The 18,700-nt window shown below is 68.7% G+C and carries 7 protein-coding genes; 1 reads left to right on the top strand and 6 read right to left on the bottom strand.

Annotation, left to right across the window (positions count from 1 at the left end; all coding sequences use genetic code 11):
• Positions 1 to 52: 52 nt before the first annotated feature.
• The 5 genes from FBY39_RS16790 to FBY39_RS05670 all read right to left on the bottom strand — a co-directional run bounded on the left by FBY39_RS16790 (position 53) and on the right by FBY39_RS05670 (position 11,742).
• Entirely contained in the window at positions 53 to 5,656 is a 5,604-nt protein-coding gene (locus FBY39_RS16790; RefSeq protein ID WP_141930935.1) for a ThuA domain-containing protein, read from the bottom strand.
• Positions 5,657 to 6,134: 478 nt separating this feature from the next.
• Positions 6,135 to 7,280, bottom strand: a complete 1,146-nt coding sequence (locus tag FBY39_RS05685) for a hypothetical protein (protein WP_141930934.1) — start codon at positions 7,278 to 7,280, stop codon at positions 6,135 to 6,137.
• Entirely contained in the window at positions 7,277 to 8,575 is a 1,299-nt protein-coding gene (locus FBY39_RS05680) for a hypothetical protein (RefSeq protein ID WP_141930932.1), read from the bottom strand. Before FBY39_RS05680 ends, FBY39_RS05685 begins: the two co-directional genes overlap by 4 nt.
• Positions 8,572 to 10,311 (bottom strand): hypothetical protein, encoded by a 1,740-nt coding sequence (locus tag FBY39_RS05675; RefSeq protein WP_141930930.1) that lies wholly within the window; start codon positions 10,309 to 10,311, stop codon positions 8,572 to 8,574. The genes FBY39_RS05680 and FBY39_RS05675 overlap by 4 nt, the downstream gene beginning before the upstream one ends.
• Positions 10,312 to 10,362: 51 nt before the next feature.
• Positions 10,363 to 11,742 carry a CHAT domain-containing protein gene (locus FBY39_RS05670; protein WP_160132959.1) on the bottom strand — a complete coding sequence of 460 codons (1,380 nt, stop codon included), beginning with the start codon at positions 11,740 to 11,742 and terminating at the stop codon, positions 10,363 to 10,365.
• Between the two features lie 41 nt (positions 11,743 to 11,783).
• On the opposite strand from FBY39_RS05670, the gene FBY39_RS05665 reads away from it, so the two are divergent.
• Positions 11,784 to 14,321: a protein kinase domain-containing protein gene (locus FBY39_RS05665; RefSeq protein ID WP_141930927.1), complete on the top strand. Its 2,538-nt coding sequence runs from the start codon at positions 11,784 to 11,786 to the stop codon at positions 14,319 to 14,321.
• Positions 14,322 to 14,337: 16 nt separating this feature from the next.
• Here the strand turns inward: FBY39_RS05665 and FBY39_RS05660 are convergent, their stop codons facing one another.
• Positions 14,338 to 18,681, bottom strand: coding sequence for an FtsK/SpoIIIE domain-containing protein (locus FBY39_RS05660; RefSeq protein WP_141930925.1), 4,344 nt, complete (start codon positions 18,679 to 18,681; stop codon positions 14,338 to 14,340).
• Positions 18,682 to 18,700 lie beyond the last annotated feature (19 nt).

Below are 18,700 nucleotides of genomic sequence, written 5' to 3'. Positions count from 1 at the left end.
TGAACTCCTGAGAAGGGGGTGACCTGGATCATCCAGGCCACCCCCTCATCACTCAGCCGCAGGAGTGAGCGGCGTATCCCACCTCGACCGTGTCTGTGACGGTCTTACCGTTCACATCCGCTGTCATGGTGACCGTGGCGGTTCCCGCCGGCAGGTTCACGAGACGTGTCGTGAAGGCGTGGACGGCGTTCTTCCCCGATGCCACGTTGGCGAACGACTTCGTGGCGTACTCGGTGTCGAAGGTGATCGACACCGGCACGTCCTCGTTGTTCTTCGCCTGGACCGTGAGGAACGCCTTTCCGCCCATGCAGCGAACGCTGGCTGCGACCGTGACGTCCAGCGGCACGCGGCCCTCCGGTACATCGATGCTCGCGACCTCGCTCGTGTTGCCCGCGTTGTCGGTCGAGCGGTACTCGACGACGTGCGCACTGGCATCCAGCGCCGCGGGGGCGGTGTAGGCCGTCCACTCGCCGCCGTCGATGCGGTACTCGATGGATCCGACACCGCTCGTCGGGTCGTCCGCCTCCAGCTCGAGCGACCTGACCGTGGGATCGGACTCGTCCGCGACGACCGTTGCGGTCGCGACGGGAGCTGTCCCATCGATCTTGAACGAGACGGACTGCGCTTCGGCAGACCCTCCGTCCGACGTCGACGCGCGGTACTCGAGCTCGTGCTCGCCGTCGTCCGTCACCGCGACAGGAGCCGTGTACTCGACCCACCCAGCGCCGTCCAGGTTGTACTCGCGGTACAGAGTCCCGCTGCCACCCTGAGCGTCGACCGAGACGGTCACGCCGCTCGTGTACCAGCCGTTCGCTCCGTTGGGAGCGGCGGGGTCCACTGCCGCCGTGACCTCGAGCTCGTCCTCGACCACCGTGAAGTAGTCGAAGGACGCCGTGTTCGACACCTGGCCCTGGGCAGGGTTGCCCAGCGCGTAGACACCGATCTGCGCAGCATCCAGCGCCGTGTTCGACACCGTCTCCGAGATCTGCGTCCACGTGACGCCGTCGGAGCTGTACGAGCCCGTGAAGGTCGAACCGCTCTTCTGGAGGCGCAGCCAGACGATCCCGTCAGCCGGCGCCGGGGCGTTCGGCTGCGGGTTCTGCACCGTGTTGCCGATCTCGCTGCGCATTTCGATGTTGCGAGCGATCGCCTGCCCTGCCTCGTTGGTGGCGAGGATGTCGAGCTTCACGTAGTTCTGCTCATCGCCATAGAGGATGAGCCCACCCTGCTGATAGCGACGATCGAGCTGCGAGCCGTCCACCTTCGTCTCCACGACCCAGTCGGCACCCGGCTGAGGCTGAACGATGAAGTTCGTCACCCCGGTATCGGTGCTGTAGATGTCGAACGGAGTCGTGTCGATCTGCAGTTGCCCGTCCGCGACGCGGTAGCCATCGGCATCCTCGTTCACGACGGTCCAGCGGCAGGAGTCCAGCTCGGCTCCGTCGAACTGATCGTTCGGCGTCGCGGCTGTCGCCGTGTCGTCGGGCGTCACGTGGAACCAGTCGTACTTGGCGTTCGTGATCGGGTAGGTTCCCGCGATCGTCGACGTCGACCCCAGGGTAAGCAGACCCAGCTTCGGGTTCTCGATGCCGCTCATCGTGAACGTCTCCGCCATCGACGTGAACGTCACTCCGTCCGCCGAGTACTGCGCCGTCAGAGTCGTGCCGTCGCTGACGAGTCGCACGTAGAACGTGTCGGGGAACTCCGCGCCCAGCTGAGCGGTGTTGTACTCGACCGGCGTCGCGTTGTCCTCCTTCAAGAACTGGACGATGCGATTCGCTGCGCTCTCCGAACCGGCGCGACCCTGGAGGACGACCTTGACGTAGTTGTCGTCGTCGCCGTAGATCGTGATTCCGGCCTGCTGGTACTGCACACGTGCCGGGAACTCGATCTTCGCGGTCGCGGTGAAGGCACCTTCCGGCATCTCCTGAAGGATGATGTTCGGGGTCGAGCCTCCGTTCCCGTGGATATCGGTCCGCGATGCGGGGACGGTCAGGTAGCCGTCGGCCACCTGGGCCTCCTGGTTCACGCGCACCGACTGGCTCCAGCGCTGGGTGTCCAGCGACGTCCCGTCGAACCCGTCCGAACGTCCGTTCAGGCAGACTCCGATCGGCGGTGCGGTCACCCTGATCGACTCGCTGAATTCGCGGTACGCGCCGCCTTCGTCGGTGACACGAACCTTGAGCCCGTAGGTGCCGGCTTCGGTGTACTCGTAGGAGAACTCCGACGTTCCGGCGACGAAGCCGTCACCCGTGCCGGCATCCCACTGATACGTCAGGAGCGCGGAGTCACCGTCCGGGTCCGTGGCGGACACGGAGGCGGCGACGGCCACAGGAGCTTCTCCACCCGTGGTGTCGACGGTCAGCTCACCCGTGGGAGCGGCATTCGTCTGGACACCGTCTCCCTCGAACACCAGGTAGTTGACGTTCACTCCACCCGAGGTCAGGACGAAGTACAGGGTTCCCGTCTCTCCTTCCGTGACCGCGGTGTCGAGCGGCATGCTGAAGTCGCGGTAGCTCTGCCACGCAGGCTGTCCGTCCGAGCCGTTCGTCGGCTGGAACGTCACGGTGCCCAACGCGGGTCCCGTCGGCGAGTTCCAGCGCGCCTCGATCGTCCCGTCCCCGGCCGTGCCCTTCGCGAGTCGCAACGAGACCGAATCGATTCCGGTCAGGTTGATCGGCTCGTAGGACCACCAGTCGTTCACCTCGACGTAGCTGAGGTTGAGTCCGCCACCCGCGGAGTCGCCCGTCGTCTCGGTGAGAACGCCATCGCTGTCCCCGCCGGTTCCGCCGACGCGACCCGTCTCGTCGAAGTACTCCGCCTGGAAGTACTTCGGGTTGAGGATGTTCGTGCCGAATCCGGTGAGCGGGACGCCTGCGGCGCCGCCGTCGTCGACGTAGTTCACGTTGATCACCCAGAAGAGGTTCGCTTCGAGGCCGTGGCCGGCGTCGCGGATCGTCTGGATGCTTCCCTGGCAGCCGTGCTGCTCGCCGAAGTCGTGATTGTGCGAATCGTGTCCGAGCGCTGCGACGACAGTGACCTTCGAGCAGTCGATGGGGCCGGATGCATCCGGATCGTCGACCGTGACCTCGTAGAGGACCTGGTCACCCCACTCGAAGAACCCACCCTGTTCCGGGAAGGTGATCGTCACCGTGGGCACCGCGTTTCCGACGATGATCTGGACGTTGGCCACAGCCGTGCTGCCCAGGGTGTCGGTGACCGTCAGCTGCGCCGTGTACGCGCCCGCACCGTTGTAGGTGTGGGTCGGGTTGGCCTCGCTCGATGTCGCGGAGCCGTCACCGAAGTTCCACTCCAACGTGTAGTCGAGGGCGAGCGGGTGTCGCGTCCCGGCCGAGCTGAAGTTGACCGTCAGCGTCTCGGCAGGACCGTTGGTGACATCGGCCGATGCGCGTGCGATCGGTGACGGGTTCCCCTGCACGTAGTCGATCCGGTACACACCGGAGTCGGCAGTGGAGCCTCCGAAGCTCGAACCCCAGTCGATGACGTAGAGCGCGCCGTCCGGGCCGAACTCGAAGTCCATCGAACGGTGCCACTCACCACCGCCATCGAAGATGCCAGGAAGGATCCGGTTGATGTCGACGATCTCGGTTCCGGTCTCCTCGTCGAGCTGGATCGAGTACTGACGACCCTGGTTCCACTCACCGAAGATGGCCTTGCCATCCCAGTACTCGGGCCACTTGACGTCGGACTCGAGGTCGGGGTCGTACCGGTAGACCGGCCCGCCCATGGGCGCGCCGCTTCCGCCGATCTCGGGGTAGAGAGCGGCCAGGCCGTTCTCCGTCCACCACTCCGGCTGGATCACAGGGGGCAGGTTCGTCAGGCCGGTGTTGTTCGGGCTGTCGTTGACGGGAGCAGCCGGGTTGAAGGCAGCACCAGAGACGCCCGAGGCGAAGTTGTAGTCGCGGTAGCACTTGATCCCGACGCACAGCGGCCAGCCGTAGTTGCCCGGTTCGTCGACGATGTTCCACTCGACGGTGCCGCCCGGGCCGCGGTTGGCGTTCGCCGACCCCGCGTCCGGACCGTAGTCAGCCACGAAGAGGTGGTTCGTCGCGGGGTCCAGTCCGATGCGGAACGGGTTGCGGAATCCCATGGCGTAGATCTCGGGACGCGTCTTGCTCTGCGTGTCGGATGCTTCGGCGAACAGGTTGCCCGTGGGCACGGTGTACGTGCCGTCGGCCTGAGGCGTGATCCGCAGCACCTTGCCGCGCAGATCGTTCGTGTTGGCCGACGTCCGCTGTGCGTCGTAGTCCGCACGGCCGGTGCGCTCGTCGATCGGCGCGTATCCGTCGGACTCGAACGGGTTCGTGTTGTCGCCCGTTGCGAGGATCAGGTTGCCGTCGTTGTCGAACAGCATGTCGCCACCCGCGTGGCAGCAGGTGTTGCGCTGTGTCGTGACCTTGAGCAGGATCTTCTCGCTCGACGCCGCCGCCGTCTTGGACGCGAAGTCGTAGGTGAATCGCGAGAGGCGGTTGTGCGGACCGTCCGCACCGACGTCGTTGGGTGCGTAGTACAGGTACACCCAGCCGTTCGTGGAGAAGTCGGGGTCCAGAACGACGCCGAGAAGTCCGTCCTCGTTGGCCTGAGTGACCGAGAGCGTCAGCGCGGTCGACGTGGAGCGCGTTGCGGGGTCGATCTGCTGGAGACGTCCGTTGCGCTCGGCGAAGAACACGGTGCCGTCAGGCGCGATGTCCATCGCCATCGGGTTCTGCGTGTTGTCGTCGAGCGTGATCTTCTCGTAGTTCTCGCTCTGCGTGGCCGAGCAGCCGGAGGGCACGACGCCCGCGGCGATCTCGATGCCACCGAGCACGTGCTGGCGGAAGGCCGGGATCAGGTAGTTCGACTCGATGTGCCCGAGTCCCGTGTACCACGAGCGCCCGCCTTCATAGTCGGCCTGACACCACGCGATGGGGTGGTCGAAGCCCATCGACCCGCCCGTGTACGACTTCTCGTCGAGCGAGAGCAGGACGTGCACGTTGTCGCGCGTGAAGTTGCGGAAGTTGTACCACTCGTCCTCGAGCACCCAGGTGTCGCCGGTCAGATGGGCCGTCGACGGGTTGACCTTGTCTTCGATCTTCACCGTCGCCTGCTGGGGTGCAGGGTGTCCGTTGAAGTATCCGCCGACGAGGCCCCCGTAGAAGGACCAGTCGTACTCGGTGTCGCTCGCCGCGTGGATGCCGGCGAAGCCGCCGCCTCCCCGGATGTACTCCTCGAAGGTGGTCTGCTGCTCACCCGTGAGGACATCCCCCGTGGTCGAGTTGAAGACGACCGCATCGAACTGCGCGAGCTCCTCGGCGTTGTCGGGACCGAAGACGCTCGAGTCCTCGGTGAAGACGGCTTCGAAGTTGTTCTCTTCCGCGAGGTCGGCGATCAGCGTGTTCGCGGGCGCAATCGATCCGTGTCGAAAACCGGCCGTTTTCGAGAAGACGAGGACTCGATAGTCGGGGGCGGCTTCCGCGGCGAGCGCCGCGCTCGTTTCGGTCGGGGCGGTCTGCGCCGCCGCTGGGTTGCCCCACAAGGCAGGCAGGGCGAGCCCCGCGACGACGGCGATCGTCGTCGCGAGGGCGGTCGCCCTGGTTCTGTTGCGCGGGTGATGGACTGCTCTGTGCACCATGTGCTCCTGGATGTCGATGGTCACTTGGCGCTCCGGCGTCGATCATCCTTCGGTCGACACTGACAGCGTTACGCTGACGGTATCGACGGCTTTTGTTGTTTGTCAAGAGTAATTAGATTCCTCGACATCACAGGGGCTCTGCGTCGCTTCTGCCCGGATCGAGAGGCGCGGCGGTTACATCGTTGAGAGGATAGACATTTTCACTCTGCGGCGATCGCCGGGCGATTGATCGGCACACTCTCACCGCACCGCACCGCACCGGTAGCAGGTCAGCGGTCCTGTCAGCGGGATCGGTGTCTCTTACGACACCGATCGAGGGAGGTGGAACATGGACAAGGCCCAGAAGGAAGCGCGCACGTGCGCGACGTGCGGCACGAAGAACAACGTCGCCAATCGCACGTGCGTCGGCTGCGGGGCGCCGCTCTCCGGCTCCTGACCCGACGTCGGGTGCGCGCTGCGGGGGGCGCGCACCCGACGCCCCCGTCCTCTACCGGGCGGGCGGTCAGGCAGCAGACGATCGCAGAACGACCGTCGCGAGGGCGGAGATCGCCGTCGTGTAGCCGAACACCGCATTCATCCGGGAGAGGTAGGCCAGGAGCGCCGCGGATCCGGAACCGGCTTCGTCGGACTGGATTTGAAGGATGCCGCACTGGCGCACGAGTTGCGCGGCGCGACCTCCCGCGATCCCCGACCGTCGCATCGCAGCGAGCTCACTCTCGCCCGCGACGGAGCTCATATGCCGATCGACCGCGTCTTGCAGCCACACATCTCCGATGCCTTCACGCCAGCGGGAGGACCCGACGGCCGTATGGGCGAGGGCTGCCTCATGGACTCCGATCAGTGCGGCCAGTCGCTCCCCGACATGATCGGGAACGCCGTCGTCATCGACGGCGCGTGCATCGCGCTGCGCCCGCGCGATCGTCGCGGTGATCCGCCGACGGTCCGCATCCCGCTCAGCATCCAGCGGTGCGCCATGAGCGACGGCGGCGGCCGCGATGATCTCGCCGATGGCGGCGAATCTGCGTTCGTCCAGGTGTCGATAGCTACCCAACCGATGCGCGCGGCGCCACGCGGCGCTCCCGACCGGCACGACGAACCAGAACTCGACACCGGGGTCAGCGACACTGAGGTGATCCGCGGGGAACAGCGCGTCGTGGTCCTCGCCTCCCAGAAGGTACGTCCCGACCCGGTCCGGTGACGCGAGTCGGACACGGAGCTCCTCGACCATGACCGTCTCCGCGGCATGCTTCTCGACGCCGACCGAGTGATGGACGACGGTCGTCCCCCGTCGCCGGAAGACGGCGAGCAGCATGTTGCGATCGACGCGCGGCTCGATGATCTGACTGCCGAGGACGCGCGCGAAGGTGTCGTCGTCGGCGCTGAGAGCACTCAAGAGAGCGATGACGGCAGGATCCTGCGGCTTGCCATAGGTGTCGATGCGCGTGAGAGTCGTGCCGGACTCCCGTTCGAACCAGTCGACGATGAGGTCGACGACACGCAGAAGCGTTCGCAGGTCACCCGCTCGTGTCGTTCCCTCGACCGCCCCGAAGAGGGACTCCTGGATGGTGAGCGGCTCTTCCGCGGGACGCTGACGCGCATTGAGTCCGTAGAAGACGTTCTCGGCGTCGAAGAAGGCTTCCGCCGTCACTGCAGCGGGACCTTCGCCGACGCGCCCAGTTCAGCGGCGAACGGTCCCTGCCATCCGTCCTGTGGTCCCGCCGACGCGACGCGGGCTCGCGCGCCGATGATGCGCGCGATCGCGTCTCGCTCGCGGGCGCGCAGATCGGCGGAACGCGGGGCGACGCCGTCGAATCCGTCGATCCCGTCATACACGGTGACCACGAGCGAGCGATCTCCGATCGAGGCATCGAGCCACACTTCTCCGTGCAGCTGCCCGCCGAGTCGCTGCAGCGCGACGACGGAGGACGAACCGTCCTGATCGACGCGCGCGAAGAACCGGCCGATCTTCGCCAGTTCCGCTGCGGGCGACGTCTGCACGGTGACGTCGCATCGCAGGCCTCCCGCCGTCGCATGCACTTCCCAGACGATCGCGTCATCGGCCGTCGACAGGATGCGCGGCGCGACAGCGCGAGGGTCGACGGGGGCAGATCCGCGCTGGACGAGCGACCCCTCGTCATCGTCTCCCGCGGCGAGCGCATAGATCTCGTGTTCCTCGCCGGGTTCGCTGGATTCGAGACCGGCGTTCACGATGGCGTCGATCGCCGCGGCGAGCGCGTCGTCGTCGGCGAGTCCCGATCGCAGTCGCGTCGTCAGGTCGTCGGCATGCCGGACCGCCCGGTCGATCGCGTCGAGTCCGTCGAAACCGGGTTCAGCGGGGTCGACGACATCGAGCGCGACGGCGGCGGCCGCCCGGAGGACCTGGTCGATACGCGCGTCGACGGGGCTCGCGTCGAGACGAGCATCGTGGGCGGCGAGGTTCGCCGCCATCCGCTCGAGATGCGGGGCGAGCAGGCGCTCGGCGAGAGCGCGGTCGCGGTCGAGAGCGATCTCGAGATCGTCGGCGAGGACCCCCGCTTCGGCGTCGAGCAGCCACTCCGTCAGTTCGGGGACAGCGGCAGACGGGGTCGGCCACCAGCGTCGCATCCACAGTGCGAGCGCAAGCCGGAGGAGGGAGTCGAGGCGTGGGCCGCGCTCACCGGCCAGCTCCTCGGCCGCGGGCTCCTCGTGCCCGTCGTCTGCGGCGTGAGCGAACTCCACGATGCGCTCCGCCGCTGCGTAGCCGTACACGGAGAAGAGCCACCAGGACGCGGCGTCGATATCGAAGACCTCGACGCGGGGAAGGGAATCGGCGTCGGTCACATCGAAGACGAGCGCGCCCCCCGAGAGCCCGAGCCGCACCGTCGTGATGTCGTCGACGCGCGCGGAACGCTCGGGCTCCACGATCGTGGAAACGCCATGGCGGCGCAGAGTCAGAACGGTCATGCGGTTTCACTCCATCCTCGATCGGCGACCTCGTCGCGGGAGACGCCGAGAGCTCGATGCTCAGGATGCTGCTCGGAGCGGCGCTGAGCAGCATCCTCTTCACCGATCCCGCTGGCCGGTGGAATGTCGAGCGGCCCACGGAACGCAAGCCACGCCCGCGCCGCCTCGAACGGCACGGAGAACTCATCGGGACCGGCGAGCGGCGTCGCCACGACGTGTCGATCCCGCTCGGCCCGGACGTAACCCTCCCACTGCGCGACGAGGTCCGCGGGCGCGAGTGTGCGAGGGGGGAGCTGGGCGACGGCGTTCCAGAACTCGATGACCTCGCGCGCACCGCGCTCGTGGATCGCCGTCTGCAGGACATCGTCGACTGCCGATCGGCCGGGGAGCGGAGCCGACGCGGCTCCCGAGCGCCTCTGCGGAACCGAGGAGTCGATGCTGGTCGTCTCGACGATTCCCGCGACGTTGGTCAGTTCGGACCGTGCCGACACGAAGGCTCCGTAGACGAGGTCCCACACTTCCCGTGCCGACGGCGGATCCTGAGAGACGAGGGTCCTCCGGAGGACCCTCGTCCACAACCGACCCGCGTAGTAATCGCCGGGCGACTGGAAGAACGCCATCGCGTCGTCGGTGTGTGCGAGGTGGCCGATCGCGCGGGCCCGGGCCACCGCGAGACGCCAACTGCGGGCGATGCGATGCTGTCCCCCCTCGAGCCGCGCGACGAATCGGCGGTCCTCCGCGGGACTCTGCGGATCGAAGGTCATGAGGGAGGAGGCGACCTGACCGATCGCCATGATCTTGTCCGCCCAATCGTGCGGCAGCCCGAGGGGCTGCGCGGACGCCTCCACCACGGTGACAGCGACCGCGCGCGCATCTCCCCCGAGCCCCATCCGCGCGCCGGCTCCTCGCAGCAGACGGTCGATGCGCTCCGAGATGCCACGGTCGACGGGGAAGAAGCCGCCGTGACCGTTCGACCCCGCGCCGGTCTGCACGAGTGGGGGCATGCGAGGTGCGACGTGCTCCGAGAGATGGTGACGGCGCGCGTCGGCGCTTCCGAACTCGACCGGTCGATCGAGGATCACGTCCCACAGGTCGTCGGCGGCCTGATCGGCCGCCGCTCGGGACTCCCCGTCGGCGGACGGATCGACCGCACACGCGATGAGGAAGTTCCCGTATTCGCGCAACATCGTCGACACCGTGTCGGTCACGGCTCGTTCGGACCACGCGCGTTCGAGGATCGCCTCGAGGTCGTCGCGCGCCGCGGCATCCCTCCACAGCGCCTGGAAGCTCTCCGCAGACAGCACAGCGCCATCCGACGTGGCATCCGCGATGAGGGCGCGTGCGCGGGCGGCCCGATCCTCCGCGCTGATCGCGCCGGATTCCGTCCGCTCACTGTCTCGCGCGAGCCGATGCACCGTCTCGGCTTTCACGACGCGACGGTCGCGGATCGCGTCGAGGGCCTCGACCCAGCGCGTGTACTGCACGATGCGATCACGATGGTCGACGAGGCCCCGGACGATGTCGTCGCCGAGCCTGTCGTCGATGAGGCTCGTGGATCGGCCCGCCAACTCCTTCTGGACGATCCGGATGCCGGCATCCTGGAGCAGAGCGAGAAGGAAGCCCTCGCGTATCGACTTGCTCGGCAGTCCACCCGTCGTCATCAACCGGCACCGGAGGACGTCGTCGGGCATCGATGACCACGACCGGGCGAGCACATGCGAGAGGACGACAGGCATCGCTCTCCTCCCACCCGCACGGTGTCACCCGAACGGGCGCGCCCAGTCTAGTCAGTCGTCTGCGGCGATCTGAGAGGCCTCATCGGCCGTGAGCGGCAGGACGCTGCGTGCCGGTGCCGAGAAGGTCGTGAGGGCGGCCCAGGTCACGGGGGACAGCCAATCCGCCGCGTCATCCCGCGAGTCCCACTCGGCGGCGCGCTCCCGCTGCCACGACGCGATGGCCGCGACAGGATCCGGTGCGACATGAGCGCTGTCGACGGCGAGCGCCATGTCGAGCAGGGGTTGCGGGTCTATGTCCGGCCGGAACGCCTCGCTGTCGCGGAAAGCCAGGTCGGTGGGGAGGGCCCAGCGCGAGGCCGTCACGATCTCGGCCCCGGCATTGATGAACGCGATGGCGAGGCCGAACGGCTCCGCGTGCTCGAGGTCGCCGCCCGACGTGCACGCGATGAGCGCGACACGGGGCGGCATCGGCCAGATGTCCGGCCCGGGAAGAGCTTCTCGACGACCCGTCGGCCAGGCGAGCGCGGCATCGTCGCCGTCGAGACCCGCGTCGGCGAGCCGCCGGTCGGCGAACATCGTGCCCTCGAGCGCGTCCAGTGCGCTGAACGGTCGGCGACCCCCGTACACCGGGAGCACCCCGTACATGGACTCGTCGTCGCTGAGGAGCAGGGAGGTCGCCCCGGATGCGCGGCCGGGACTGACGACGTGACCGATGTAGAACAGTCGCGAAGGCGCCGGATGAGCACGAAGCTGTGCGGACAGGTCACTGCGCGTGACGGCGCGCGTCGAGACGAGTCGCGCCGCGGGATGCCGCTCGGCGATCGCGCGACGCTGCGACGGCGCCAGCACGGCACCCACGCGCCGCGCACTCCCTGAGCTCGCGGAGGGCGCTCCGGGATCCACGATGTGCACGCTCGGTCTGGACGCGACGGCGTCGCTCCACGGCTCGGGCAACCGCGACCGTCCGGCGTGCACGCCGAGCGGAGCATCCGCCACGATGTCGACGAGTTCGACGAGTCGCCGAGGACGCGCATCGTCGCCGACGAGGAGCGCCTCCCACGGCACCGCCGCGAGGGACGGTGCCGGCAGCATGCGCAGGAGCGCCGTCGTGCCCGTCGCCGCGAACTCTTCTCCCAGTTCAGCCGCGAGCGCCGGGGGGATGAGCGTCTCGCTGAGCGTGCGGGCAAGGATGCGCTCCCGCGAACGGGAGGTGAGCGATCCCACGGTGCGCATCCGCCGGATCGCCGATACGACGCTCTCGCCCGGAAGCGCCGTGGGCAGAGCTTCGCGCAGCTCCCGAAGCAGCGGCGTCAGCGTCGCACGATCGATGCGGAACGACCGCGGCTCCGAGCGTCGCCCGTCGACCCACTGCCAGAATCCGTAGACGTCGCCGGCATCCTCGCTGTAGTAGATCAGCGTCGGTCGGGACATGAGGCTGCGCATCCTTGCTCGGTTCGGACGATAATTCGATCATGGCATCGCCCGAGCCTCCCTCGACCGAGGACACCGTCGTGCCCAGGTCGCGCGCCTCCCGCGGGAACTCGCTCGGTGAGAAGCGCCCCCCGGAGGTGGTGCGCACTCCCGTCGCCGACGAGAGCGACGGGGAGGAGTGGAGTCTTCTCGACGCACTCCTCGGCCAGAAGAGCGCGAGCTCGGGCGAGGCACCCGCGGCGCCCCCGGTTCCCGGTGAGTCGCGCGGCAAGGAGAGTGCGGCGCCGCCCCCGCCTCCCCTCGTCGACGGCTACCGGTTCGTGCGACGCATCGGCGGAGGCGGTTCGAGCGACGTCCACCTGTACCGGCAGCTCTCCCCTCCTCGCCCGGTCGCGATCAAAGTCCTGCGGCGCGGCATCGATGCACGGATCCTCGATGACGAGGTGGGGATCACGAGCTCGATCACGCACCCCGGCATCGCGCACACACTCCACTCGGGACGCGCCGCAGACGGACGGCCGTACGCCGTCTTCGATCACGGGGGCGTCCCCCTCAGCGAGCGCGTCCAGGGCGGGCCTCTCTCGGCACGCGAAACCGTCGCGATCGGGGTCGAGCTCGGTGGCATCCTGGCCGCGGTCCATGCTCAGGGCATCCTGCACGGCGACATCAAGCCCGCGAACGTCCTGTGCAGCGAGAAGAGCGGCTCGCTGACGCTCATCGACTTCGGCAGCGCCGCGACACTCGCGAGCGATCCTCTCGCGAGAGCGGTCGGCTACTCCGTCCCGTGGGCTCCGCCGGAAGCCCTCTCGCCGACGGGACGGCTGAGCACACGCAGCGATGTGTACTCGTTCGCCGCGACGCTTCTCACTCTTCTGACGGGCCAGAGCCCGCGTCCCGCGACGCTGCATCCGCAGCAGCAGCTCGCGCGCGCGGTCGTACCGGACACGGTCCGGCAGATCCTCCACCCCGCGCTCGCCGACGATCCCGCCGACCGTCCTGCTCGCATGCAGGATCTCGTCGATGTCCTGACCGAGATTTCCGGGATGCTGCCCGACGACGTCGCACCGCCGCGCGACCTGGGGCTCGATCGCGAGGACGAACTCTGGCGGCGCGGGCAAGAACTGCTCGCCGCATCGGAATGGGCGGACGCTCTCGCGGTTCTCGACGAGCTCGTCGAGATGCGGTCGGCACGCGGCGTGCCGATGCCGTTGGCGACGGCGCGCCTCGCGCAGGGCCGAGCACGTGCACGACTCGGGTGGTTCGATGCCGCCGACGAGGCCCTCCGAGAGGCGGCTCGCCTCTCGGAGAGCGACACGGTCTCCACGGACGCCTCCAGCGTGAGGTGGGAGCAGGCCCTCTTGTCGGCGGCCAGAAACCGCCATCGCGAGGCCGTTCATCGATTCGACGACCTCCTGGGTCTCCTGCCCGAGAATGACCCACATCGGCCGGCGATCGATGTCGACCGTGCTCTGTCGGTGCGCGAACTCGGCCGATTCGACGAGAGCATCGCGGCCCTGAGCACGGCGCGTACTCGCTTCGCGACGCGACGCGAGTGGGCGGACGTCGCGAGGATCGATTTCGAGCTCGCCCTCACCTACCGCAGGATGCAGCACCACGAGCGCGACGCCCGGGAGTGCCTCACCAAGGCGGCGCGCGCGTATCGCCGGCTCGGCGACTCTGTCGGCGAACTGCGCTGCCAGTTCGAGTCGGCGCTGTCGCTCGTCGCGATCGGCCGCCTGGCCGAGGCCGTGGACGCCTACCGCGGCATCCGCCGGGCGATCGACCCAGCAGCGCTCGCCGATCGTGCCGCGGAGTGCGACCTTCTCACGGGCGATCTGCTCGTCCGCCTGGGCCGACTGGCCGAAGCGCGCACGGCTCTAGAATCTGCTCTCGTCCTCTCCCGCCGGATCGACGATGGGCGCGGCGTCGCCGATGCCGAACGCAGGATCGCCGTCATCGACGGCCTGGAGGGTCATCGCGACGCGGCCGACCGCCGGTTCGGCCGGGCCTTCGACCTGTACATGGACCTCGCCCTCGTCGCCGACGCAGCACGCAGCGAGATCGATCGGGCGGACATGTGGGCGCGCGCCGCGACGCGCCGCGAGGGGGTCGCCGCGCAGCGATTGCGACACCGCGCCGCCGACATCGCAATCCCCGCGGCGCTCGCGCTCGACGCCGGCCGCTACGAGCTGAGAGGCACGACCGACCGACTCGCGTGGTCGGAGAACATCGCCCACGAAGCGCGCATCACAGCGTTCCGACTCGCCTTCGAGGTGGGCGACGACCGGCTCCTGGCCGATCTCGTGCTCGACGCGCGAAGCGTGGGGACGTACGCCATGGCGGATCCGAGCGGAACCCCCCTCCCCACCGACGACGACCAAGAACCGCTCGAGGATGCCACGGCTCTCGCCCTCGCGGCATCCACGGCGTGGCGCATCGTCGGGGATCACGGCATCCGGCTCGGGGCTGCACCCGCCGTCGTCGCGCCGCGCGGAGACTTCGCGCTCCGGGCCGCACTGGCATCCGCGAAGTCCCGCTTCGGCGTCGGTGTGCGCAGCCGCACCTCGATCGGCGTATGACGCTGGCCGCAGTGCGCTATTCGGTCGTCGCGGAGTCTGCGTTGCGCTTGACGACGACCGACAGGCGTCGGCGCATCGCCTCGTACGCGTCTTCCAGACCGGCGACCTTCAGCGCGCCGATGAGCACGTAGAGCTCATCGAGGACACGGCTCGTCGGCGTCGCGTCGTAGTCGGCGAACCGTTCGTCGATGAGTCCTACGAGCCACGCTTCGCGGTCGGTACCGCCCGGCGCTACGCCGGTGGAGGGCGCGACGGGGCCTGCTGGGGGCGGGGGCGGCGGGGGCGGCACGTCGAGACTGGCGACTGAGCGCTCGTCGAGCTCGTCACGGACGGCGGTGTGCCCGAGACCGATCGTCGCGGCATCGGCCACGAAGGTCGGCTTGTCGGTTTCGGGCAGCACAGGCAGCTGCACGACGACGGCTGTCTCGCCATCGATCCAGTACCCCCGCATGGGCGCCTGCTGAAGCACCGCCGGCACAGTGACGCCCAACGCCGTCTCCGTGTCGAAGCGCTCAGGGCGGATGAAGAGGGCGCGCTGCTGCTCCCTGACCGCGCCCATCCAGCTCACGGAAGACAAGCGCGAGGGTGTGATGACGACGAACTGCTCATCGTCGAGGGCATCCCCCTCCCGCTCCCGCGCCGCCATCACGGCGTCGAAGGCCGAATCGACGGGACGGGTGAGCGCGGCCTGCTCGACGAAGACGACCGGTCGCGAGGGCTGCGACGGATCCAACAGCTCCTTGACGCGATCCGCCGACGAGGTCACCTCGGCGAACAGGTGTCGGTGAGCGTCCAGCAGCCCCCGCGGCCCCGTCACGAGGACGCGCTCGCGCTCGTCACCAGCCCGCCGAAGAGCCAACGCGAGGGCAGCGAGACACTCCGCACGATCCCGCGCCGTCGGCCCCAAGACGGGAAGAATACCGTGCGCAGAGAATCCCACGGGCTCGACCTCGATGACAGAGAGCCCGAGGACGGGACGTCCGTCCACCTCCTCCGGCAGGAGGTCGGGCGAGAGCGGATCGGGCAACTCAGGAACGGCGGCTGCCTCATTCGCCCCGAGCTCCCGCTGGCGCTGGGCCAACCGATGCATGGCCGTGGTGGCTCCGAGGCCCATGTCGCCCCCGAGAGTCGCGACCTGGACGAGCGACCCCTCCCAGGACCCACGACCGACGGGGATGGGCTCGCGCAGTCGTGACGGGATCATCTCGCCCCCGTCGTACGCCGCAGACCCCAGACGCAAGACGCTGGGGATGTGGCGACGCAGATCGGGATGCGGCGATGGACCCTCCCAGGAGATGGCGACATGGATACCGACGGCGCGCCCTTCGGCAAGGATCCGACGCCAGAGATCTGGGATGTCGCCCTTCTCGAAGATGAGCTCTTTCATCGGATCGGCGACGTCCACGAGCAGGAGGATCCGAGCGAGCGGAGCGCTCATCAGACCGGGGCGACGGGATTCGGCGAAGGTGTGCTGCAGCGCTCTGAGCTGTGCCTGCCGATCCCGGATTCGCGACACGAGCATCCGGAGAAGCCGCAGTACCCGATAGCGGTCGTCCATGCCGACGATCGCCCCGACGTGCGCGAGGCCGTCGAGGGGGCGGAGCGACTCGCCGATCCCGTACACCTCGACGGGGACGCCGTCGGGAGTGAGGCCCGCAGCAACGGCGAGGGTATGGAGAACCGTTGTCTTACCCGTGCCCTGGGGCCCGTACACGACGATGTGTCCGTGCTCGTCCGGACGGAATGTCGCGGGGCTCAGACGGCAGGATGCGAGGTCGTCGACCACTCCGATGGCCAGCGCCCTGTCGTCGCGCGTCGACAGCCGAAGCACGCCGTAGCGCTCTTCCAATTCGGACGGGAGGCGGTAGATCGGGATGGCCCCGGGTACGAGCTCTGCGGCCCTGACGATCGACGCGACAATCTCGTCCGCGTCCGTCGACGACCGGATGACCGTCGCCTCGTCGTTCTCCTCTTCAGCATCCGGATGGAGCGGGATCTCCTCGCCGAAGCCGAGCCCCGCGGCCACCGCCGAGACGACCGCACCATCGGCCAGGACGGAACCTCCGACCGAGGCGACCTGGAACTCCTCGCGCTGTCCCGCCGACGCGACGATGGCTCTGCCGGGTCGACGAACATCGATCAAGGCAGCGTCGTCGCTGCCGATGAGCAGTCGACTCTCGTCTTCGTCGTTCGTGCGCAGCGCGATGCGCACGCGCGCTGCCCGGAGGACGGATTCAGGCAGCGCGGTCGGCCGTTGTGTCTCGACCACGAGGTGCATGCCTCGGGTTGCGAGGTCGGTGAGCTTCTCGAGCGAGCCGGGAAGCGCGTCCTCCAGGGCATCAGCGTTCTGGACCACAACGAGGAGGCGCTTCCTGCTCCGCGACACCCAAGACAGCCACTCGGGCCCATGTTCGCCGTGAGCAGGCAGCTGCAGACGCAGGATCTTCTCAACGCGCGTGAGTGTGACCGCGTCGGGGAACACGATGTTGTTGATGACGTGCGGAAGCCGTTCCAGCCCGCGCGCTGCCCCGCCGAAGGGATCGATCAAGAGGATGCTGAGCTGATCGGGCCCGTAGCTCAGTGCGAGGCTGAGAACCCACGACCGCACGAGCTCCGACCTTCCGGAGCCGGATGCTCCACCGATGATCGTCACAGCGTTCCGCAGGTCGATCTGGAGCGGCCGCGAACCCGTAGATCCGACGATGGCCCGGAATCCCCGCGTGCCCGCGCTTCCCCGCGCCCCGGCGGCATCCCAGCGCCCCGCGATCGCGTGGGGCGAGGATGCGGCCGCGCGGCCCACCATTCCCACGAGATCTATCGACTCCGGGGGCGGCACGGCGGCGCGCTCGCTCGCGGCATCCCTCGTCCCGGCCAGTTCCAGTGCGACCCGCCGCGCCTCGGCTCCGCTCACACGGTCAAGCCGCAGTGGGCGCTCGTACCCGTCGGAAACGAGGCTCAGAGTCTCGGGTTCGGTGCGGATCGCGGCACCACACGCTCCCGGCACGCGGTTCCACTCGTCGACGGTCCAGATGATATGGATGCCGCGTGCCGCACCGTGCTCGGCGAGCCGCAGGAGGCGCGACCGATCGACGGGCGCGTCAGCCGAGACGATGAGCACGACCATCCGCCCCTCGCGCACCTCGGCGGATTCGATGGCCGCGAGGAGGGCATCCGCCGCGGCGCGCGCTGTCACGAGGCGCGGCGCGTCCCCCAGCCATCCGCCCTCGTTCCACGCGTGCGGAAGCCACTTGAGCCAATCGAGCTCGGCGGACTGATGCTTGCGAACGATCGCGGCGACGGCAAGATCATCGGGGGCGTGGAGCGCCGCGAGCTGCATGACCATGGCGTTGACGACGGGGCCCACCTGCTGCTCCGCGCCGATGATGCCGACCGACCCGACCTCGGGAAGAGCGATGCTGGCGGGCAGCCCCTCGACGCGCGCCGTGCGTTCGTCGAGATCGTTCCACGCCTGCGCGCGCGGGTCGGTGGAGACGGCCGGCAGGAGTTCGTCTTCGCGCGCCCCGTCGGCCACCCCGACTCGCACTCCCGCGAACGACGAATGCTGCGGGCGCCGCGTCCACAGCAGTGGCTGACCCGCGAGGACCTCTTGCGCGATCGTGTCGGGCGCGGGCCACTCGGCGAGGGCGGCCGTTCGCTGCTCGCCCGCGCGCCGCTCGATCTCGGCAGCCACCGAGAGCAGTTCGTCGTCGTCCGTCGGCGGTGCGAAGCGGCGTGGGACGAAGCGGGGAACGAGGCGCGGCGGACGGACGATCTCGCGCGGCCCCGTGCGCTGCGCGCCGGAGACTCTCTGATCGCGCACCAAGATCTCGGTTTCACCGAACGTGACCGTCGCCGTGCCGTGGACCGCGACGCGTTCGACACGGTCGCCGTCGACCTCCGTCGGGATGCCGGAATCGAGGTCGAACAGCTCGATCGTGCCGCCCGCGAACAACCGGGCGTGCCGCGGTGCCGCGCTCGCGTCCTGGAGGACGATGTCGTTCGCCTCGTCCGTGCCGATCGTCGTGAGCCCTTCGACGAGAGGGAGTTCACGACCGGGAGCGTTCCACGAGCCGCGCACGAGTGTGAGCGACCCGACGCGGCGGTGTGCGGCGGATTCGGCCGCCGGTACGAGCCGGACCCGAGACCCCTGCGCGAGCATGTCGTCGCCGAGACGCTGGGACGCCGGAAGTGCGAGTTCATCGTCGTCGTGGACGACGGCCAGGGTCATGGGGTGGTCGTCGTCGCCCGCGAGCGCGGCGGCGACCTCCCCGAGCGTCGCGTCGGGGTCGGCGTTCACGACGACGTCGCGCAGCACGGCATCGTCGAACGCACCCTCGACGAGCACCAGGCGAAGCTTCATGGGCACACCTCCGAGGCCA

It is taken from the genome of Microbacterium sp. SLBN-146 (assembly GCF_006715145.1).
GTDB lineage: Bacteria > Actinomycetota > Actinomycetes > Actinomycetales > Microbacteriaceae > Microbacterium.
The sequence above is the reverse complement of the archived record's forward strand: the minus strand, read 5'-3'. Positions and strand labels throughout refer to the sequence as shown.